Below are 20861 nucleotides of genomic sequence, written 5' to 3'. Positions count from 1 at the left end.
TCGGCCCGTCTTTTTTGTTTAGACTTGGAGTGTCAGGCCATTCGCACTCCAGGGAGCCGTCATGCCACACACTCATTACACCACGCTCATCTCCGCCGCCAATCTCGCCGAGCGCCTGGCCGCGGCGCCCGGCAGCGTCGCGCTGTTCGACTGCCGCTTCGATCTCGCCGATCCCGGCGCCGGCGAGGCCGCCTACGCGGCCGGCCACCTCCCCGGCGCGCAATATCTTCATCTCGATCGCGACCTGTCCGGCCGCAAGACGGGCACCAACGGCCGCCATCCGCTGCCGACCCGCGACGCGCTCGCCACGCTGCTCGCGAGCCGCGGCCTCAAGCAGGGTCAGCAGGTCGTCGCGTACGACGCGCAAGGCGGCGCCTATGCGGCGCGCCTGTGGTGGCTGCTGCGCTGGCTCGGCCACGATTCGGTTGCCGTGCTCGACGGCGGGCTGCAGGCGTGGGAAGCGGCCGGCCAGCCGCTGACGACCGACGTGCCGCAACCGGCCGCCGGCGATTTCCGCACGGCAACGCCACTCGAATCGACGGTCGATGCAGCTGCCGTGCTCGCGAACGTGTCGTCGCCCGCGCGCGTCGTGATCGATGCACGCGCACCGGACCGCTATCGCGGCGAAAATGAAACGATCGATCGGGTAGGCGGCCACATTCCCGGTGCGCGCAACCGCTTCTTCAAGGACAACCTGACCGCCGACGGCCGCTTCAAGACCGGCCATGAATTGCGCGAGGCATTCACCGCCGTGCTGGCCGGCACCGAGCCGAACCGCGTGATCCTGCAATGCGGCTCCGGCGTCACCGCATGCCACAACGCGCTGGCGCTGGAAGTGGCCGGCCTGCACGGCGCGTCGCTGTACCCGGGCTCGTGGAGCGAATGGAGCGCCGATCCGTCGCGGCCGATCGCGACCGGCCCGAACCCTTGAGCACCCACGCGACGCGATGAGGATGATGCGGCGGCCGATGCCGCGGCGGCCGGTGCCGCGGCGGCCGATGCCGCCGCTCGTCGTTTACATCACGCCGTACTTGTGGAACCACTCGATGGCGCGCTTCCAGCCATCCTCGGCATCGGCCTTCACATAGCTCGGCCGGTAATCGGCGAAGAACGCGTGGCCGGCATCCGGATACACGACGATCTCCGATTCGCGCGCGAGCTTCGAATCGCTCGCCTGGATCGCCTTGCGCATGTCCGCGAGCGACGCCTGCGTGATGTTCTGGTCCTTCTCGCCGTACAGGCCGAGTACCGGCACCTTCAACAACGATGCGTGATCGACCGGGTTGAACGGCGTCATCTCGTCGGTCTTGCCCTCGACGAACCCGTACCACGCCACCGCGGCCCGCACGTGCGGATTGTGTTCCGCATACAGCCACGCCTGGCGGCCGCCCCAGCAGAAGCCGGTCACACCGAGGCGCGTCAGGTCGCCGCCGTTCTTGCCGGCCCACGCGACCGTCGCGTCGAGATCCTCCGTCACCTGCCGGTCCGGCACCTTGCTGACGATGTTGTCGACCAGCGCCTGGATCGTCGGATACTTCGCCGCGTTGCCCTGCCGGGCGAACAGGTCGGGCGCGATCGCGAGATAGCCGAGCTTCGCGAAGCGCCGGCACACATCGGCGATATGCGCGTGCACGCCGAAGATCTCGTGAATCACGATGACGACCGGCAGATTCGTCTTGTCGACCGGCTGCGCGCGATATGCCGGCACGCTCGCATCGCCCGAGCGGATCTCGATGGTGTCGACGTCCAGCCCGGCGCTGTCGGTCGTGACCGTCTGCGCCGACACGGGCAGCACGGCCGCCGCGAAGGTGCCGCCCAGCGCAGCCTGCATGAACTTGCGGCGCGAGAACGGGACATGGGGGACCAGGCTGTCGACTTCGGGTTTCAACATGAATGCACTCCTCGATTGGGCGCCGCCGTCACGATCGCGGATACGGCATGACGGGCCATCGCACCGGCGCACGGCGCGGATGTCGCGGCGGTTGGCACCCCGCCGCAAACGAAAACCCGGACAAGATGCCCAATAATCCGTTGTCGCGTCAACTGTCGGATGTGTAAGACTCGATTACGACGCGCCGCGGCGATCGAATCGATCATCGCACGGCGGCCTGCCGACGGGCCGCCGGGTCACCGTGCGGCGGCCCGTACGCGGTTCGTCGCGCGGCCGAATCGTGGCGAATCGAAACGAAAAACGGGCGGCGAACACACTCGACAGGCGCATCCCCGCCCGCTCCGCGCGCAAGCGCGCGATCAGTGCAGCTTGACGCGCGGCAGCGTCGTGCGCCGCAACCAGTGCGCGACCGTGTCGAGCATCATCCGCGGATAACCGTGCAGCGCCGCGATGTGCAGCCGATACAGCGACATGTACATGAAGCGCGCGAACAGCCCTTCGATCAGCATGTTGCCGCCGATCAGCCCGCCCATCAGGTTGCCGACCGCACTGAAGTGGCCGAGCGACACGAGCGAACCGAAATCGCGATACGTGAACTCGGGCAGCGGGCGCCCCTCGAGCCGGCAGCCGATCGCCTTGAGCAGGAAACTCGCCTGCTGGTGCGCCGCCTGCGCGCGCGGCGGGACGTTGCGTTCGTTGCCGGGCCATGCGCAGGCCGCGCAATCGCCGAGCGCGAACACGTTGTCGTCGGTGAAGGTCTGCAGCGTGCGGCGCACGTCGAGCTGCCCGAGCTTGTTGACCTGGAGGCCGTCGAGGTGCGAAAGCACGGACGGCGCCTTGATGCCCGCCGCCCAGACCGTCAGGTCCGCGCGCACCGCCTTGCCGCTCGCGGTATGCACGAACCCGGGCGCCACCTCGGTCACGCGCTCGGCGAGCATCAGCCGCACGCCGAGCTTCTCGAGCAGTTCGGCCGTCGCCGCCGACACGCGCTCCTGCAGTGCCGGCAGGATCCGCGGCCCCGATTCGATCAGCACGATGCCGACGTCATGGCGCGGATCGAGCTTGTGCAGCCCGTACGCGGACAGCACCTGCGCGGTATTGCGCAGTTCCGCGGACAACTCGACGCCCGTCGCGCCGCCGCCGACGATCACGACCTGGATGCGCGGTTCGGCCGACTCGCCCGGCGCGCTCGGCGCCGGCGCCTGGTGCTCGGCGCGCATGCACGCCGCGATCAGCCGCTTGCGGAAGCGTTCGGCCTCCCCGACCGTGTCGAGCGCGATCGCGTTTTCCGGTGCGCCCTGCACGCCGAAGAAGTGGGTCGTGCTGCCGATCGCGATCACGAGCGTGTCGTATTCCAGCTCGCGCGCCGGCAACAGCTCCGCGCCGTCGCTGTCGTTGAGGGGCGACAGCGTGACGCGCTTCGCCGCGCGATCGAGCCCGGTCAGCTCGCCCTGCTGGAACTCGAAGCCGTGCCAGCGCGCCTGCGCCGCATACTCGAGCTCCTGCGTGAACGGGTCCATGCTGCCTGCCGCGACCTCGTGCAGCAACGGTTTCCAGATGTGCGTCGGATTGCGGTCGACGAGCGTGACAAGCGCACGCGCGGGACGATTGCCGCGCGCGCCGTAACGGTCGCCGAGCCGCGTCGCCAGTTCCAGGCCGCCGGCGCCTCCGCCTACGATGATGATCCGATGCATCTGATTCCCCCTTTGCGATTCGAAACTGCTGCCGCCGGATGAAGCAAACGCCTATACGCGCGCCGCCCGGTGGATTAACCGGTTCGGACATCGTCGATGTGCAGTTCGAAGCACTTCGATGCGTCCGATCCGGAACGCAGGGCGCGCCGCCCCGCGTCAATGACATGACTCACATGCATTGTCCGGGAGCTTGCGCGTTGACCACAAGCAAACCATCTCGATATTTGGCATCCCTGCAACAATATGCCGCGGGAAACGGGAACCGCGCGGGGGTGCGTCAGTGTGCCTCTTCCCAGTTCGCGCCGGCGCCCACCTCGGCGACCAGCGGCACCTTCAGCTTCGCGACGCCGCACATCATTTCCGGTAGTTTCTCGCGCACGAGCGGCAGCTCGCCTTCCGGCACCTCGAGCACCAGTTCATCGTGCACCTGCATGATCATCCGCGACGCGAGCTTGTCGCGCGTCAGCCAGTCGTCCACCGCGATCATCGACAGCTTGATCAGGTCGGCCGCCGTGCCCTGCATCGGTGCATTGATCGCCGCGCGCTCGGCCGCCTGGCGGCGCGGGCCGTTGCCGCCGTTGATCTCGGGCAGCCACAGGCGGCGACCGAAAACGGTTTCGACGTAGCCCTTCTCCTTCGCGGTCGCGCGCGTGTCTTCCATGTACTGCGCGACACCCGGATAGCGGGTGAAATAGCGGTCAATATAGAGCTTCGCCGCGTCGCGCGTGATGCCGAGGTTCGATGCAAGCCCGAACGCGCTCATCCCATAGATGAGCCCGAAGTTGATCACCTTCGCGATCCGGCGCTGGTCGGAATTGACCTCCAGCGGCGTCACGCCGAACACTTCGGCGGCCGTCGCTCGATGGATGTCCTCGCCCTGCGAGAACGCGCGCAGCAGCGACGCGTCGCCGGAGATGTGCGCCATGATCCGCAGCTCGATCTGCGAGTAGTCGGCCGACACGATCCGGTGGCCCGGCGATGCGATGAACGCCTCGCGGATGCGCCGACCTTCGGCCGTGCGCACCGGAATGTTCTGAAGATTGGGGTCGTTCGACGCAAGCCGGCCCGTGACCGCGACCGCTTGCGCATAGTTCGTGTGCACGCGGCCGGTGGCGGGATTCACCATGCGCGGCAGCTTGTCGGTATAGGTCGACTTCAGCTTCGACAGCCCGCGATGCTCGAGCAGCACCTTCGGCAGCGGGTAGTCCTCGGCCAGCTTCTGCAGCACTTCCTCGTCGGTCGACGGCGCGCCGCTCGGCGTTTTCTTCACGACCGGCAACTGCAGCTTCTCGAAGAAGATCTGCCCGATCTGCTTTGGCGACCCGAGATTGAATTCGCCGCCGGCCAGCTCGTACGCCTGCCCCTCGAGCTCGATGAGGCGCGTCGCGATCTCGCTGCTTTGCGCCTGCAACAGCGCATCGTCGATCAGCACGCCGGTGCGCTCCATCTTGCGCAGCACGAGCGACACCGGCATCTCGATGTCGCGGTACACGCGCTCGAGGCCCGGTTCGCGCGCGACCTGCGGATACATCGCGTGATGGAGCTGCAGCGTGATGTCCGCATCCTCGGCCGCGTACGCAGCGGCCTGGTCGAGCGCCACTTCGTCGAAACCGATCTGCTTCGCGCCCTTGCCCGCCACGTCCTCGTACTTGATCGTCTTGACGCCAAGATGACGCAGCGCGAGGCTGTCCATGTCGTGCGTGCGGTGCGATTCGAGCACGTACGATTCGAGCAGCGTGTCGTGCTCGATGCCGTTCAGCGCGATGTCGTAGTTCGCGAGCACCTGCGCGTCGTACTTCAGGTGCTGGCCGACCTTCTTGCGATCGGCCGATTCGAGCCACGGCTTCAGGCGCGCGAGCACTTCGTCGAGCGGAAGCTGCTCGGGCATGTCGGGGCCGCGGTGCGCGACGGGCAGATAGGCCGCCTTGCCCGGCTCGACCGAGAACGACAGCCCGACGAGCCGCGCGAGCATCGGATCGAGCGCGGTCGTCTCGGTGTCGAACGCGGTCAGCGCGGCCGCGTCGATCTTCGCGAACCACGCGTCGAATTGCGCCCAGGTCTGGATCGTGTCGTATTCGCGCGCGATGTCCGCTGCGACGACCGGTGCGGGATCGCCTTCCGGCGCATCGGCGCCGCCGCCTTCCGCGGGTGCGCTGTCGACTTCGCGCAGCCAGGTCTTGAAGCCGTAGCGCGCGAAGATGTCGCGCAGCAGCTCGCGTGCTTCGCCGTCCGTCTTCAGCGACGCCTCGATCGATTCGAGATGCGGCGCGAGATCGCACGACGTGTCGACGGTCACGAGCTTGCGGCCGAGCGGCAGGAAATCGAGCGCGCGGCGCAGGTTGTCGCCGACCACGCCCTTGATCTCGCCCGCGTGTTCGATCACGCCGTCGAGGCTGTCGTATTGCGACAGCCACTTCACGGCCGTCTTCGGCCCGCACTTCTCGACGCCCGGCACGTTGTCGACGGTGTCGCCGATCAGCGCGAGGTAGTCGATGATCCGCTCGGGCGGCACGCCGAACTTCGCGATCACGCCGTCGCGATCGAGCGTTTCGTTGGTCATCGTGTTGACGAGCGTGACGCGATCGGTGACGAGCTGCGCGAGATCCTTGTCGCCGGTCGATACGATCACGTTCATCCCGTGCCGTTCGGCCTCGCGCGCGAGCGTGCCGATCACGTCGTCGGCCTCGACGCCTTCGACCATCAGCAGCGGCCAGCCGAGCGCGCGCACCGCGCCGTGGATCGGCTCGACCTGCAACGCGAGATCGGGCGGCATCGACGGGCGGTTTGCCTTATAGTCGGCATAAAGGTCGTCGCGGAACGTCTTGCCCTTTGCATCGAACACGCAAGCGCTATACTCTGCACTAACTTCCTTGCGCATACGGCGCAGCATGTTGATGATTCCGTAGAGCGCTCCGGTCGGCTCCCCGCCAGGGCCACGCAAATCAGGCATCGCATGGTAAGCCCGATACAGATAGCTCGAACCGTCAACCAATAGCAGGGTCTTACCTTCCAGATTTCGTTCTTCAGGCATTATGAACAAGAGAAAAGTGATTCCGAGTCTGCGTTCGCTCGCAGATCAAGAACGCGCGACGGCCAAGAAGGCGCGCGCATCGTGGCAGATGTTCACGATTATGGCAGAGTTTATCGAGGCGACCGAGTACCTGTCGGAGATCCGCCCGGCTGTCAGCATCTACGGTTCTGCCCGCCTCAAACCCGACAATCCGCACTACAAGCTTGCCGCGCAGATCGCGCGCAAGCTGTCGGACGCCGGCTTCGCGGTGATCTCCGGCGGCGGCCCCGGCATCATGGAAGCCGCGAACAAGGGTGCGCACGCCGGCAAGGCGCCGTCGGTCGGCCTGAACATCGAGCTGCCGCACGAGCAGGCCGGCAACCACTATCAGGACATCTCGCTGCGCTTCCGCCATTTCTTCACGCGCAAGGTCACGTTCGTGAAGAACTCGGATGCCGTGATCGTGATGCCGGGCGGCTTCGGCACGCTCGACGAACTGTCCGAAGTGCTCACGCTGATCCAGACGAAGAAGTCGCGCCTCGTGCCGATCATCCTGGTCGGCAGCGAATTCTGGCAGGGGCTGCTGCAATGGTTCCGCGATCAACTGATTCCGATGGGCCTGATCAATCCGGAAGACATGAACCTGATGCAGGTGATCGACGATCCCGACCAGGTGCTCGACGCGGTGCTCGCGTTCTACGAGGACAGCGGCGAGGAAGAAGAAGGTTCGGACGGCGACGATCAACCGCCGCGGCCTGAAGAAGACCGGATGTTCTATCTGTAATCGGTCAGTGACGACAACCGGCCCGACGGCCGGCTGTCGTGCTTTTCACGCAAAGGGCAGCGCGATCCGGTGGCCCGCCAGGCGTGACTTTGTAACGCGCTGTTAATGCCCGTTCGCCGCCGCGCGCGGTCGAATGTCAAATCCCGCAGTCGGCGCTGCGTCATGCGGCGGGATCAGCCGCACCGGCGGCCCGCCAATGTCAAACGGATGGCCCTTCGCGCGCCTGTGCACCGCCAATCCTCCGTAATAATCACGACTCGCCTTTTCCGTCGCGCGGCAGCACACTGCATTGTGTCGGCGCGGCGTTCCCCCGGTGGAGCGGCCCCCCTCGCTTCCATCGCGTCGCGTCGGCCTATTCATCACGACACCACGGAAAAGAACATGCAACGCTCGCTGATCGCCCTCGCTTTCGCCGGCCTCGGCCTTTCGCTGTCCGGCCTCGCTCACGCCGTCAACGTCGACGTCAACATCGGCACGCCCGCGCCGGTCGTCGTCGCGCCCGCCCCCGTCGTGGTCGCCCCGGCGCCGGCCGTCATCGTCGGCTGGCACGGCGATCGCTACTGGGACGGCCGCCGCTACTGGGAACGCCGCGAATGGGAAGAGCACCAGCACTATCGCGGGCGTGGCGGCTATCATTGCCCGCCGGGACACGCGAAAAAGGGCGAATGCTGAGCGCCTGACCGCGGGGCCGCCCGGCCTTCGCACCGAAACGAAAAGAACAAGGCCGCACGTGAACGCAAGTTCGCATGCGGCCTTTGTCGTGATGGATGCCGTTGCGCCGTGCCGTTACTGGAACGCCACTTCCGCAAAGCTCCGCAGCTTCCGACTATGCAGCTTGTCGAGCCCGTTCGTGCGCAGGATCTCCATCGCCTTCACGCCGATCTGCAGATGCTGGTCGACCTGCCCGCGATAGAACGTGTCGGCCATGCCCGGCAACTTCAGCTCGCCGTGCAGCGGCTTGTCCGACACGCACAGCAACGTGCCGTACGGCACCCGGAAGCGGAAGCCGTTCGCGGCGATCGTCGCGCTTTCCATGTCGAGCGCGATCGCGCGGCTCTGCGACAGCCGCTGCACGGGCTCGCGATGGTCGCGCAGCTCCCAGTTGCGGTTGTCGACGCTCGCGACCGTGCCCGTGCGCATCACGCGCTTCAGTTCCACGCCCTCCAGCCGTGTGACCTCGGCCACGCCGCGCTCGAGCGCGAGCTGCACTTCGGCCAGCGCCGGGATCGGCACCCACAGCGGCAGGTCGGCGTCGAGCACGTGATCTTCCCGCACGTAACCGTGCGCGAGCACGTAGTCGCCGAGACGCTGCGTGTTGCGCAGCCCTGCGCAGTGGCCGAGCATCACCCACGCGTGCGGACGCAGCACCGCGATGTGGTCGGTAATCGTCTTCGCGTTCGACGGGCCGACCCCGATGTTGACCATCGTGATCCCGCTGCCGTCCGCGCGCTTCAGGTGATACGCGGGCATCTGCGGCAGGCGCGGCGGCGCGGTGCCCTCGGCCGGCTCGCCGCCGAGGTTCGCGTTGTACGTGACGACGTCGCCCGGCTCGACGAACGCGCTGTACTCGCTGCGGTACGCGCGCACCTCGGGATCGTCGCTTTCCGTCATCATCGTGCGGCCAAGCTTCACGAACTCGTCGATGTAGAACTGGTAGTTCGTGTAGAGCACGTAATTCTGGAAGTGCGTGGGCGACGTCGCCGTGTAGTGGCGCAGCCGGTGCAGCGAGAAGTCGACGCGCGCGGCCGTGAACAGCGCGAGCGGATGCGGCTCGCCGGGCGCCGGCTCGAACGTGCCGTTGACGATGCGGTCGTCGAGATACGACAGGTCGGGCGTGTCGAAGATGTCCCGCATCGCGAGCAGCCGGTCGCGATCGAGTTCGCCCTCGAGATGAATGCCTTCCGGAAACGCGAAATGGATCGGAATCGGCTGCGACGACACGCCGATCTCGATCTTGACATGGTGGTTCTTCGCCAACAGGCGCAGTTGCTCGCGGTAGTAGTTCGCGAAGAGATCGGGGCGCGTGACCGTCGTCTCGAATACGCCGGGGCCCGCGACGAAGCCGTACGAGCGGCGCGAATCGACGTGCGTGTTGACGTCGGTGCGGATCCGCACGAACGGATAGCATGCGCGCACGTGCTCGGTAATCGCTTCGTGGCGGCGATAGCGCGCGAACGCATCGCGCAGGAAGCCCGTGTTCGTGTCGTAGATGGCGGACAGCCGCGCGACCGCGGCGATCGGATCGTCGAAAGCCTCGACCGACGGGCTTTCGGGCGACAGCACACGGTGCCGGCGGCTCAAATCGTTCTTCATTTTCATCACCTCGTCTGATCCGACGACATTACCACGGAACCCGGGCGCCTTTATGGCCGCCCCCGCGCACGCAGGGGCCGGATGGCGCGCAGTATTTGCTAAAATCGGTGGGTTCACTGGAGACTCATCATGAAGCCGCTCATTTTCGTCGCCGCTGCCGTCGCGTTTGCCGCCGCCAGCGTCGCTCACGCCGCCGGCGGCACGCCTGAGGCCGACGCGCCGGGCGCCGACGCGCAGGCCCGGGCCGAGGCCAACGAAGCCGCCGGCCTGCCCGATCTCCGCAAGATCAACCGGCCCGGCGCCGAAGTCACGTCGAAAGTGGATTTCGCCGACATCCGCCGCACGCCGAGCTTCCACGAAAAGAGCAAGAACGGCACCGAAGTCACCGAGTACCGCGACCGCGGCAAGCCGGTCGAGATCGACGTGAAGTCGAACTTCGGCACGCGCTACCAGATGAGCTCGACGCCCGACACGTCGCCGAAGCCGCACGACGCCGGCATCCCGATCACGCGCCTGCCGTCGCTGAACCTGCGCTACTGATTCCGTGGCGCGGCGCGTCGATCGCGCCGCGCCGCCCCTTCACCTGCTGTCGCGCTGCACGCCGCCCGCGTGCCGACACCCTGACCTGACGCATCCCGCATGGCCGTTTTCACCGCTGTTTCCGACTCCGATCTCGCGCAATGGATGCGCCACTACGAACTGGGCGACGTGCTGGCGTTCCGCGGCATTCCGTCCGGTATCGAAAACAGCAATTTCTTCCTGACGACGACGCGCGGCGAATACGTCCTCACGATCTTCGAAAAGCTCACGGCGCAGCAGTTGCCGTTCTACCTCGACCTGATGCGCCATCTGGCCGCCCACGGCGTGCCGGTGCCGGACCCGGTCCCGCGTGACGACGGCGCGCTGTTCGGCGAGCTGCACGGCAAGCCGGCCGCGATCGTCACGAAGCTCGACGGCGCGGCCGAACTCGCGCCCCGGGTCGAACACTGCATCGAGGTCGGGCAGATGCTCGCGCGCCTGCATCTCGCGGGGCGCGACTATCCGCGCAGCCAGCCGAACCTGCGCAGCCTGCCGTGGTGGCAGGAGAACGTGCCGGCCATCGTGCCGTTCATCACGGACGCGCAACGCACGCTGCTCGAAGGCGAGCTCGCGCACCAGGCAGGCTTCTTCGCGTCGGACGACTATGCGGCGCTACCGGCCGGCCCATGCCATTGCGACCTGTTCCGCGACAACGTGCTGTTCGCGCACGCGGCGCCCGGCACCGGCCACGACGTCCGGCTCGGCGGTTTCTTCGATTTCTATTTCGCGGGCTGCGACAAGTGGCTGTTCGACGTCGCGGTCACCGTCAACGACTGGTGCGTCGACCTCGCGACCGGCGCGCTCGACGTCGCACGCGCCGATGCGCTGCTGCGCGCGTACCAGACGGTTCGGCCGTTCACGGCCGAGGAGCGCCGCCACTGGAGCGACATGCTGCGCGCCGGCGCGTACCGCTTCTGGGTGTCGCGCCTGTACGACTTCTACCTGCCGCGCGCGGCCGAGATGCTCAAGCCGCACGACCCCGGCCATTTCGAACGCATTCTGCGTGAGCGTATCGCGCATACGCCCGCGCTTCCCGAGATCCAAACCGCATGCAACTGATCGAAGTGCCCGCCAAAACGGGCTATGTCTGGTTCCGTCAAGGCATCTGGCTGTTCCGCCGGAATCCGCTCGCGTTCATCACGCTGTTCTTCACGTACCTGCTCGCGATCACGCTGGTGTCGAGGGTGCCCGTGATCGGCTCGACGCTGCCGTTGGTGTTCATTCCCGGCATCGCGGTCGGCTTCATGGCCGCATGCCGCGACACGGTGGCCGGCAAGACCGTGATGCCGACGATCCTCGTGGACGGCTTTCGCTCGTATGGCGCCATCGCGACCCAGCGGCTGCTCGCGCTCGGCGTGATCTACGTCGCGTCGATGGTGCTGGTGTTCGCCGCTTCGTCGTTCGTGGACGGCGGCGCGCTGTTCCACATGATGATGGGCGCGGCCGACGAAGCGAACACGACGCCCGAGACGCTCGCCGCGCAAGGCGCGCTCGGCGCGCTGTTCTTCGCGACGCTGCTCTATCTGCCGGTCGCGATGCTGTTCTGGTTCGCGCCGGTGCTGGTCGCATGGCATGACGTCCCGCCCGCGAAGGCGCTGTTCTTCAGCGTCGTCAGCTGCTGGCGCAATCGCGGCGCGTTCGTCGTGTACGGCGTGCTGTGGTTCGCCGTCGCGCTCGGCACGTCGCTCGCGCTGTCGCTGCTGCTGCAGGCGCTCGGCGCGGGCGCGTATGCGCTGACGATCATGATGCCGGTGACGATCATCATCGTCACGATGCTGTACTGCTCGTTCTACGCGACCTATCGCGGCTGCTTCGGCGTGCAGGAACCGGGCGCGACGACGACGATGTCGGGCCGCTGATCCTTCTTCCGGCCGGTGCATGTCGCCGGCCGCTCCGCTGTTCGGCCCCCGGTCGTCGCCGGCGCGCTTCTAGTCTCCCCTTTTTCCATATCGACTGCTCTCCGGCCCCCTGTTCAGCCGAACCTTTTGCGCGCAAAATAATTCGTGTGCAAATCGTTCGCGCATCCGATGCGCTTCCCGAATCATGGATCGCCTGCCCGCGCTACCCCAGACGCTCGACGAGCAACTCTGCTTCGCGCTTTATTCGACTTCGCACGCGATGACGAAGGCGTACAAGCCGCTGCTCGACAAGCTGTCGCTGACCTATCCGCAATATCTCGCGATGCTCGTGCTGTGGGAGCGCGACGACATGGCCGTGAAGGACATCGCCGCGCGGCTCGACCTCGATCCGGCCACGGTCACGCCGCTGCTCAAGCGGCTGGAGGCGCTCGGCTACGTCGAGCGCGTGCGAAGCGCGACCGACGAACGCGTCGTCAACGTGCGCGTGACGCCGGAAGGCCGTGCGCTGAAGGACCGCGCGCGCTCGGTGCCCGCCGACCTGTTTTGCGCGATGCAGCAAACGCCCGAATTCCTGATCAGGCTGCGCGCCGATCTGCAGCAGCTGCGCGACGCGTTGTCGGCGGCCAACGAACGCTGACGCTCGACCTCGGATCGACCGCCCGGCGTGCCGGGCTTTTTCTTCAAAATTTAATTTGCACACTAATGATTTGTACTCTATATTTGCTTCGTGGCCGGCGACACCCCTTCCGACCGGACCGCTTTCTCCCTCTCTTTCCGACAGGAGCAGCACGATGAACATTCTGTACAAGACCAGCGCCACGAGCACGGGCGGCCGCGACGGCCGTGCGGTTTCCGCCGACCACAAGCTGGAAGTGAAACTGGCCGCGCCGCGCGAACTCGGCGGCACGGGTGCGGAAGGCACGAATCCGGAGCAGCTGTTTGCCGCAGGTTACTCGGCCTGTTTCCTGAGCGCGATGAAATTCGTCGCGGGCCAGAACAAGCAGACGCTGCCGGCCGATACGCAAGTCACGGCGGAAGTGGGCATCGGCCCGAACGACGCAGGCGGCTTCGGGCTCGACATCGAGCTGCGCGTGTCGCTGCCGGGGCTCGACAAGGCCGACGCGCAGGCGCTGGTCGATAAGGCGCACCACGTGTGCCCGTATTCGAACGCCACGCGCAACAACGTGCCGGTGCGGCTGACGCTCGTCTGACGGCCGCGCGTTCCGGCAGGATGCAAAAAGGGCGCGTGCGGCATCGTGCCGCACGCGCCCTTTTGCGCGATTCGTCGAACTGGCGGGCCGGCAAGGCCCGCGTGCGCTGCTTAGCGCGCGCCGATCGAATACGGGCGGTTCATTGCCGCGTCGCGATCGATCTTGCGCATGCGGAATTCGAGATCGTAGATGTCGGTGGCTTCGGCCAGGTACGCGTCGGCGCGCTCTTTCGCGGCCTTTTCGGCGTTCTTGGTCAGCATCAGGAAGAGGTGGCTCAGCAGGTACATGGTCGATCTCGCTGTTCAAAGGTTCTGGACTAGGGTTTTCCCGAATTATAGGGAAAACCCTAGGCTTTGACCAGCATCGATCAGACGGTGCGTCGTTCCGTCGCCACAGTGCGACGATAGGTTTCGAAAAAGGTCCAGATCATCGCGCTTGCGTCCGGGCCGACCGCCGCGTGAAACGGCACGGCTTCGTCACCGCCGGCCCACGCGTGAGCGAGCCCTTTCACGTGACACAGCCGCACGACCGGCTCGCCGTCGCGACACACATCGGTGATCTGCGCGCCCGTTTCGCGCGTCTCGACGCGCTCGCCGCCGCGCAACGCACCGCGGCTGTCGGCAAGCCCGTTCAGGCGCATGAACTGCACGGTCAGTTGATCGGCATTCTTCGGCGCGACGACATGATCGCCGTCGCCCTGGATGATCAGCACGGGCATGCCGGGATACGCGCCGGCGTCGATCAGCGCATCGACCGCCGCAGCCGGGTTCTGGCGCAGGCCGCGCCGCATCACGTCCATCGCGGTAATGCCGGAGTTCGCCTCGCCGAGCGCGGGGCCCGAGTGCAACGCGATCGCCGCGAAGCGCTCCGGATGGTGCAGTGCAAGAAGCGACGCGAGCCCCGCGCCGGCCGACAGCCCGGCGACGTAGACGCGCGACGCGTCGAAACCGTGCTCGTCGACCAGCGCGTCGACCAGCGACGCCACCGTGTCCGCCTCGCCGCGCCCTGCGCGGTCGGTGTCTTCATACCAGTGCCAGCACCCGTGCGCGTGCGCGCGCAGCGACTGTTCCGGATACAGCACCGCGAAGCCGTGCTTGTCGGCCAGCAGGTTCATCCGCGTGCCCTGCGCGAATTCGTCCGCCGACTGCTGACATCCGTGCAGCATCACGACGAGCGGCATCGCGCCGCGCCGCCGGCCGGGCGGTACGTAGAGCCCGTATGCGAGGTTCTGGACCAGCCGCCCGAGCGCGGGCGTCATCGGATGTTCGCCGCGTGTCCACTCGCCCGCCGCCCACGCGGCCGCGCGCGGCCGTACGCGCGATTCGCGTGGCGGGGACAGATCGGACACGGCAGGAGAGGCGGCCTCGAGTGCGTCGCGTGCGATGCGTTGCGCATCGCGCGCGCCGCGCTTGGCGGCCGGAGACAGCATGCGTTTCATACCGCCCAGCCACACCTTGGTCAGACTTTTGGTCATCGATCGGGCTCGCAGTCAGGAAAAATAGGGGCGCCATGAAAGCGCCGCCATGGGTGCAGCGTTCAGCTTTGTGCAATGCACCATAGCATTGTTTCTGGGATTTTTCCTGCGCGCCGATAGTTCCCGGCGGCGCAAAAAACGGGCCTCATGCGGACGCGGCGCTATACTGGGGTTTCGCCGCTTGTATCCGTTGTAGTCGTTCTGCCCGGCTCGCGCGTTGATTTAAGCATTCTCCCCGCCTTCGTCCGTCCCCTTCCCGATGTTCGACCTGCCCTCTCACCTGTGGATCATGATCACCGCGTTCGGCGGCGCCGGCCTGACCTTGCCGCTCGCGATCACGATTGCCGTGTGGCTCGCGCTCGGCTATTCGTGGCAACGCGCGGCCGCATGGCTCGGCGTGCTCGCGGCCGCGATCGGCGTGGTGGCGCTCACGAAGATCGCGTTCCTCGGCTGGGGCATCGGCATCCGCGCATGGGATTTCACCGGGTTCAGCGGCCATGCGATGCTGTCGACGTCGGTGTATCCGGTTGCGATTTTCCTCGCGCTGATCCGCACGCGCACGCCGCTGCGGATCGCCGGCATCGCGCTCGGACTGGCGGCCGGGATCGCGGTCGGCGTGTCGCGCGTCGCGCTCGACGCGCATTCGCCGTCCGAATCGATCACCGGCTGCATCGTCGGCGCGCTCGCCGCGCTCACGTTCATCGCCGGCTCGTGGCGCGCGGTGCCGCACCGGTGGTCGGTGCCCGCGGTCGTCGCGAGCCTCGCGCTCGTCACCGTGGCGCTGCACGGCATCGCGGTGCCGTCACACCGCTGGGTCACCAAGGTCGCGCTGGAACTGTCGGGGCACGAGCGCCCGTTCGTCCGCGCGCGCTGGAAGGCCAACCCGAACTACCATCCCGCGTCGCAGCCGTCGTCGCTGCAGCGCACCGAATCGGCGCCGCATACGCTTCACGCGTGACCGGCTGCCGGGCCGCTCCTTTTCACGTCCGACCATTTCATGCACACCGCCGCATGAGCAGTATGCCGAGCGTTATAACCCGCCCTATATTACGATTACGGTTTCCTCCCGTTCAAAACGAATCCGCCATGCGCTCAACCGTCCGTCCGCTTCGCCGCACCCTGCTTCGCCTGCTGCCGCTCGCCGCGCTTGCCGCCGGGTTCGCGTTCAGCGCGCCCGCTTCGGCCGCCGACGAACTGGTCGTGTCGGCCGCCGCCAGCCTGACGAACGCGTTCAAGGCCGTCGGCGACGCGTACGAGAAGCAGCATCCTGGCACCAGGGTGCTGCTCAACTTCGGCGCATCGGACGTGCTGATGCAGCAGATCGCCAAGGGCGCGCCGGCCGACGTGTTCGCATCGGCCGACCAGAAGGCGATGGATCGCGCGGTGAACGAAAAGGTGATCGCGCCCGGCACACGCCGCGATTTCGCGGCGAACTCGCTGGTGCTGATCGTGCCGGCCGACAGCCACGCGGCCGCGCCGACGTCGCTGAACGACCTGGCCGCGCCCGGCGTGAAACGCATCGCATACGGCGACCCGGCGTCGGTGCCGGTCGGCCGCTACACCGAGGGCGCGCTGCGCGCGGCCGGTGTGTGGGAGGCGGTCAGCGCGAAAGGCGTGCTGGCCGCCAACGTGCGCCAGAGCCTCGACTACGTCGCGCGCGGCGAGGTCGACGCGGGCTTCGTGTTCGGTACCGACGCCGCGATCATGCCGGGCCGCGTGAAAGTCGCGCTGACGGTGCCGACCCGGACGGCCATCACCTACCCGATCGCGGTGGTCAAGGACAGCCGCCACGCCGCACAGGCGCAGTCGTTCATCGATTTCGTCGCGTCGCCGCAGGGCCAGGCCGTGCTGTCGACGTTCGGCTTCAAGCCCGCCCAGTGAGCAACTCGCGATGCAAGACGCCTGGGTCCCGCTGCTGCTGTCGCTGAAGGTTGCCGGCTGGGCGACCGCGCTCGACGTCGTGCTCGGCGTCGCGGCCGCGTTCGTGCTCGCGCGCTGGCGCTCGCCGCTGCGCGACGTCGTCGATTCCGTGCTGACGCTGCCGCTCGTGCTGCCGCCGACGGTGCTCGGCTATTACCTGCTCGTGCTGCTCGGCCGGCGCGGCGTATTCGGCGCGTGGCTCGACACGCTCGGCATCGAGCTGGTGTTTACGTGGCAAGGCGCGGTGATCGCGTCGATGGTCGTCGCGTTTCCGCTGATCCTGAAATCGGCGCGCGCGGCGTTCGAGGGCGTCGATCCGCATCTCGAGCGCGCCGCGCGCACGCTCGGGCTCGGCGAAGCCGCGGTGTTCTTCCGCGTGACGCTGCCGCTCGCCGCGCGCGGGATCCTGGCGGGGGCGTTGCTCGCGTTCGCGCGCGCGCTCGGCGAATTCGGCGCGACGCTGATGATCGCCGGCAACCTGCCCGGCCGCACGCAGACGCTGTCGGTCGCCATCTACGCGGCCGTGCAGGCCGGCGACGACAACACGGCCAATTTCCTCGTGCTGGTGACGTCGATCACCTGCGTGCTGGTGCTGCTCGCGACCGGCTGGCTCGTACCGTCGGGCGCACGGCGGAGCCAACCGACATGAAGCGCGTGCCCTGTCCGCATCGCCGGTGCCGCCCGGCAGCCGGCCCGCTTCGGCGGAGGCCCGCATGAGCCTCGTCGTCGACATCCGCAAGACCTACGCGAACGCCGAGCGCCGCTTCGCGCTCGATGTGTCGTTCACGGCGGCGATGCAGCGCGTCGTGCTGTTCGGGCCGTCCGGCGCGGGCAAGAGCATGACGCTGCAGGCGATCGCCGGGCTGCTGACGCCCGACGCAGGCACGATCACGCTGAACGGCGAGCCGCTGTTCGACGCCGCGCGCCGCATCGACGTGCCGACCCGCGAACGCCGTGTCGCGTACCTGTTCCAGGACTACGCGCTGTTTCCGCATCTGAACGTGCGGCAGAACATCGCGTTCGGGCTCACGTCCGGGCTGCGCAACCCGCGCGCGAGGACGGCGCCGCCGGAGGTCGCGTACTGGCTGCGCGCGTTCGACCTCGAATCGCTCGCGGGGCAGTATCCGTCGCAGCTATCGGGCGGGCAGAAGCAGCGCGTCGCGCTCGCGCGCGCGCTGGTCGCGCAGCCGCGCATCCTGCTGCTCGACGAACCGTTCGCGGCGCTCGACGGCGCGATGCGCCAGCGCATGCGTCACGAGCTCGCCGAACTGCAGGCGCGGCTCGACATCCCGATGGTGCTGATCTCGCACGACCCCGACGACGTCGCCGCGTTCGGCGACCAGGTCGTGCAGTTGAGCGAAGGACGCGTACAGGCGAACTCGCCGCACGCGGAGTGGCCGACGCGCGTCTCGTGAGCACGCGGCCGTGGTCGTGATCGTGGCGTTTGCCGCCACGTTGGAGCCCGGGAGAAGCCGCGTCGCGACACATGCCGATAGCGGAAAACGAAGCCGGTGCGATGCGCACGCGGGCGGTAGCGGCTTCGCCCCGTTCCTCGCACGACGGGCACCGGCAAGCGAGTGCCGCGCTCGCGCTGCCCGCCGGGTCAGCCCGTCACCGCCAGAATCACGCTCGACGCCTTGAACAGCGCGATGGCCCGCCGGCCCGCGTCGAGCTGCAACGCATCGACGCTGTCGTTGGTCACGACGGCCGTCAGCGTTCCGCCGCCGTCGAGCGCCAGCGTCACCTCGCTGTTCACCGCGCCCGCCGCGACGGCTTCCACGCTGCCGTGCAGCCGGTTGCGCGCGGAAACTTTCAGGTCGGGCCCGCCATCGTCGACCGCGAGCACGACCCACGACGCCTTCACCAGCGCGCACGCGTGCTCGCCTTCCCGCAGCCCGAGCGCGTCGGCGCTTTCGTGCGTCAGCACGGCGACGACGGCTTGCCCGCCAGGCAGCGCAAGCGTCACCTCGTCGTTGACGGTGCCGCGCACGATCGACGCGACCTTGCCGAACCACTGGTTGCGCGCGCTCGTCTTCATCCCGATCCGGCCGATCAGCGCCCAGTCGACGTCGAAGCCGGCAACGGCCGCGCTCGCGGCCTCGATGAAGCGGCGATGCTCGCGCTCGATCGTGCGGAACGCGGCGATCAGCGACGTCGCGCGCGGCGTCAGCGTCGTGCCGCCGCCGCCCTTGCCGCCCGTCGCACGCGCGACGAGCGGCTCGCCGGCGAGATTGTTCATCGTGTCGACCGCGTCCCACGCGGCCTTGTAGCTGAGGCCGACGGCCTTGGCCGCGCGCGTGATCGAACCGGTGTCGCCGATCGCCGCGAGCAGCGCGATGCGCGTCGCGCCGCCGAGCGTCTGTTCGCCGGCGCGCAACCACAGCTCGCCGCCCAGTTCGAGCGGTCCGGCGGACGAGGAAGAAGGCGGGGCGTCAGTCATCATCGGCATGCGTATGGAAAACGGGCGGCCATTATAGAGGCGGCGCTCAGCCCGGCTTGCCGTCGAGCTTCGGCGGCCGCAGGCTGGCCAGCAGCGCTTCGGCGTCGCGCGCCGCGCGCTGTTCGAGCGCGGCGCCGTAGCCGCGCACGAAACCGAGCTGATACGGCGGCGCCCCCAGTTGCTCGAGATGGTGAAGCGCGACCACCGCGTCGTTCGCCTCGCCAAGGACGCCCTGCACGCGCGCCAGCGTCTTGACCGTCTCGTTGCGCGTGCGGCGCGACGCCAGCGACGCGAAGAACTCGAGCGCGTAACGCAGCCGCTTCGCATCGATCCGCACCTGATGGCGTGCCGCCGTGTCGAGCGACGTGAGCGACGGCGAGCCGTAGAGATGACCGAACAGCCGCCGCACGCGCTTGGTCGCATGACGCCGCAGCGACGGCGCGTCGTCGCCGTCGGCGGCCGGCAGCGCGAGCGCGCTCAGCCATTCGAGCCAGCCGAGCGTCAGCCGCGCATAGCGAGCCGAATGCAGCGCCTGCCGCAGCTCGACGCGCGCGGCCATCGACTGCGCGCGGGCGGCGTCGAGCGTGCCGTCCCAGTCGCCGCCGCCGCCGTCGGCCGCGATCAGCGCAGGCAGGCTCTCGGTCGCGAACACGTCCCAGTCGCGCACCGTGCCGAGCAGCGCGGCGAGCCAGCGCAGGTCGACGCCGAGCGTGTCCTTCCATCGACGATCGGTGAAGCGCGGGAAGAAGCGCATCAGCGTGCGCAGGCGGCGCAGCGCGACGCGCATCTGGTGGACGAATTCGGGATCGTCGCGATCGAGCACGCCACGCTCGTTGCCGAGCCACTGCGCGGTGATGTCGCCGGACAGCGCGAACAGCGCGGCGCGCTGCGTGCGGATGCCGGTCAGGTCGACGGGCCGCGCCTTGACCAGCATGGCGGCCACCGGGCCGCCCGCACAGGCGCGGTCGATCACGCTCGTCAGTTGCACGAACGCGGGCCACGCGCCGCTCAGTTCGCGCGCCGCGGCGAACAGCGCGTGCAGCGCGGCCGTGCGCGCGGCAACGGTGTCCCAGTCGGGCGCGGCCAGGCGCAGCTCGACGTAGCGGCGCGGCGGCTCGCCGCCGCCGTGCAGCGTGATGTCGTCGAGCGTCATTTCGACCACGACGCCGCTGTCGTCGGCCCAGCGCCCGCGCCGCCGTTCGCTGACGATGCGCGGCGCCGATGCCTGGGATCGCGCTTCGTCGGTGTCCGGTGCAACGCCGTTCACGTCGGCAGCCGGCGCGTCGGCATCGGCTGCGGCACGCGTCGCGGGTATCGGCAGCGGCGCCGCGACGACGATGCCCGCGTGCTCCGCGTCGAACAGCTCGCGCTGCGTGACGCCGGGTGCGAACGCCTCGGTGCGCGACGCGACGACCCGCGTGCCATGCGCGTTCGATTCGACCCAGGTCCACCAGCTCGCGCCCGGGCTGCGCTCGGCCTCTTCGATCTGGCACGGCTCGATCGTCACGCGCTCGTGGCCACGCCGCATCCGGACCTGCGGGCAGATCCGCCACGCACGCACGAGTTCGGCGCCGAAGTCGCGCTGCGCGCCACGGGTGCGGCCCGCGCCCTTTCCCGGCCATCCTTCCAGCGACAACGACAACACGATTTCCAGCGCACGCGACATGGAGGCTCCCGCACATCAAG

At 68.0% G+C, this 20861-nt stretch carries 20 protein-coding genes; 12 read left to right on the top strand and 8 right to left on the bottom strand.

Annotation, left to right across the window (positions count from 1 at the left end):
- Positions 1-61: 61 nt before the first annotated feature.
- Positions 62-931, top strand: a complete 870-nt coding sequence (locus LGM42_RS19180; RefSeq protein ID WP_059582932.1) for a sulfurtransferase — start codon at positions 62-64, stop codon at positions 929-931.
- Positions 932-1015: 84 nt separating this feature from the next.
- On the opposite strand, the gene LGM42_RS19175 is transcribed toward LGM42_RS19180, so the two are convergent.
- The 3 genes from LGM42_RS19175 to polA all read right to left on the bottom strand — a co-directional run bounded on the left by LGM42_RS19175 (position 1016) and on the right by polA (position 6616).
- A complete protein-coding gene (locus LGM42_RS19175) occupies positions 1016-1891 on the bottom strand; it encodes a dienelactone hydrolase family protein (protein WP_059582935.1) in 876 nt (291 codons plus the stop codon).
- A gap of 359 nt (positions 1892-2250) precedes the next feature.
- Positions 2251-3585 carry an NAD(P)/FAD-dependent oxidoreductase gene (locus LGM42_RS19170; RefSeq protein ID WP_059639129.1) on the bottom strand — a complete coding sequence of 445 codons (1335 nt, stop codon included), beginning with the start codon at positions 3583-3585 and terminating at the stop codon, positions 2251-2253.
- A 277-nt stretch (positions 3586-3862) separates the two neighbouring features.
- On the bottom strand, positions 3863-6616 hold the full coding sequence (gene polA / locus LGM42_RS19165) for a DNA polymerase I (protein ID WP_226232890.1): 2754 nt from the start codon (positions 6614-6616) through the stop codon (positions 3863-3865).
- Between the two features lies 1 nt (position 6617).
- Between polA and LGM42_RS19160 the strand changes: the two genes are divergently transcribed.
- On the top strand, positions 6618-7379 hold the full coding sequence (locus LGM42_RS19160; RefSeq protein ID WP_059582942.1) for a TIGR00730 family Rossman fold protein: 762 nt from the start codon (positions 6618-6620) through the stop codon (positions 7377-7379).
- A 381-nt stretch (positions 7380-7760) separates the two neighbouring features.
- Positions 7761-8051, top strand: a complete 291-nt coding sequence (locus tag LGM42_RS19155; protein ID WP_059582944.1) for a hypothetical protein — start codon at positions 7761-7763, stop codon at positions 8049-8051.
- Between the two features lie 114 nt (positions 8052-8165).
- On the opposite strand, the gene LGM42_RS19150 is transcribed toward LGM42_RS19155, so the two are convergent.
- Positions 8166-9692, bottom strand: a complete 1527-nt coding sequence (locus LGM42_RS19150) for an AMP nucleosidase (RefSeq protein WP_011548157.1) — start codon at positions 9690-9692, stop codon at positions 8166-8168.
- Between the two features lie 129 nt (positions 9693-9821).
- Here LGM42_RS19150 and LGM42_RS19145 point away from each other — a divergent pair, with 129 nt between their 5' ends.
- The 5 genes from LGM42_RS19145 to LGM42_RS19125 all read left to right on the top strand — a co-directional run bounded on the left by LGM42_RS19145 (position 9822) and on the right by LGM42_RS19125 (position 13341).
- Positions 9822-10232, top strand: a complete 411-nt coding sequence (locus LGM42_RS19145) for a hypothetical protein (RefSeq protein WP_059582953.1) — start codon at positions 9822-9824, stop codon at positions 10230-10232.
- A 99-nt stretch (positions 10233-10331) separates the two neighbouring features.
- The gene (locus LGM42_RS19140; RefSeq protein WP_059582956.1) at positions 10332-11330 is read left to right on the top strand and encodes a homoserine kinase; all 999 of its coding nucleotides are present in this window, start codon (positions 10332-10334) and stop codon (positions 11328-11330) included.
- Positions 11321-12130: a BPSS1780 family membrane protein gene (locus LGM42_RS19135; RefSeq protein WP_060311300.1), complete on the top strand. Its 810-nt coding sequence runs from the start codon at positions 11321-11323 to the stop codon at positions 12128-12130. The genes LGM42_RS19140 and LGM42_RS19135 overlap by 10 nt, the downstream gene beginning before the upstream one ends.
- A gap of 184 nt (positions 12131-12314) precedes the next feature.
- The gene (locus tag LGM42_RS19130; protein WP_060311303.1) at positions 12315-12767 is read left to right on the top strand and encodes a MarR family winged helix-turn-helix transcriptional regulator; all 453 of its coding nucleotides are present in this window, start codon (positions 12315-12317) and stop codon (positions 12765-12767) included.
- A gap of 154 nt (positions 12768-12921) precedes the next feature.
- A complete protein-coding gene (locus LGM42_RS19125; protein ID WP_059582963.1) occupies positions 12922-13341 on the top strand; it encodes an organic hydroperoxide resistance protein in 420 nt (139 codons plus the stop codon).
- A 110-nt stretch (positions 13342-13451) separates the two neighbouring features.
- On the opposite strand, the gene LGM42_RS19120 is transcribed toward LGM42_RS19125, so the two are convergent.
- Positions 13452-13628, bottom strand: a complete 177-nt coding sequence (locus LGM42_RS19120) for a DUF3563 family protein (protein WP_069618521.1) — start codon at positions 13626-13628, stop codon at positions 13452-13454.
- A gap of 80 nt (positions 13629-13708) precedes the next feature.
- On the bottom strand, positions 13709-14815 hold the full coding sequence (locus tag LGM42_RS19115; protein WP_226232889.1) for a PHB depolymerase family esterase: 1107 nt from the start codon (positions 14813-14815) through the stop codon (positions 13709-13711).
- 259 nt (positions 14816-15074) lie between these two features.
- Here LGM42_RS19115 and LGM42_RS19110 point away from each other — a divergent pair, with 259 nt between their 5' ends.
- The 4 genes from LGM42_RS19110 (at position 15075) to LGM42_RS19095 (ending at position 18150) form a co-directional block, all read left to right on the top strand.
- Positions 15075-15773, top strand: coding sequence for a phosphatase PAP2 family protein (locus LGM42_RS19110; protein WP_060311308.1), 699 nt, complete (start codon positions 15075-15077; stop codon positions 15771-15773).
- Between the two features lie 128 nt (positions 15774-15901).
- Positions 15902-16696 (top strand): molybdate ABC transporter substrate-binding protein, encoded by a 795-nt coding sequence (modA, locus tag LGM42_RS19105; protein ID WP_060311310.1) that lies wholly within the window; start codon positions 15902-15904, stop codon positions 16694-16696.
- Between the two features lie 10 nt (positions 16697-16706).
- Positions 16707-17384, top strand: a complete 678-nt coding sequence (gene modB, locus LGM42_RS19100) for a molybdate ABC transporter permease subunit (protein WP_059582975.1) — start codon at positions 16707-16709, stop codon at positions 17382-17384.
- A gap of 64 nt (positions 17385-17448) precedes the next feature.
- Positions 17449-18150, top strand: a complete 702-nt coding sequence (locus LGM42_RS19095; protein WP_226232888.1) for a sulfate/molybdate ABC transporter ATP-binding protein — start codon at positions 17449-17451, stop codon at positions 18148-18150.
- A 188-nt stretch (positions 18151-18338) separates the two neighbouring features.
- Here LGM42_RS19095 and LGM42_RS19090 read toward each other — a convergent pair whose 3' ends face one another.
- Both LGM42_RS19090 and LGM42_RS19085 read right to left on the bottom strand, forming a co-directional pair.
- The gene (locus tag LGM42_RS19090; protein ID WP_226232899.1) at positions 18339-19175 is read right to left on the bottom strand and encodes a TOBE domain-containing protein; all 837 of its coding nucleotides are present in this window, start codon (positions 19173-19175) and stop codon (positions 18339-18341) included.
- Between the two features lie 46 nt (positions 19176-19221).
- Positions 19222-20841, bottom strand: coding sequence for a CHAD domain-containing protein (locus LGM42_RS19085; RefSeq protein ID WP_226232887.1), 1620 nt, complete (start codon positions 20839-20841; stop codon positions 19222-19224).
- Positions 20842-20861: the final 20 nt, after the last annotated feature.

It is taken from the genome of Burkholderia sp. AU39826 (assembly GCF_020419965.1).
Lineage (GTDB): Bacteria > Pseudomonadota > Gammaproteobacteria > Burkholderiales > Burkholderiaceae > Burkholderia > Burkholderia semiarida.
This window is presented reverse-complemented; position numbering and strand designations above follow the sequence as displayed.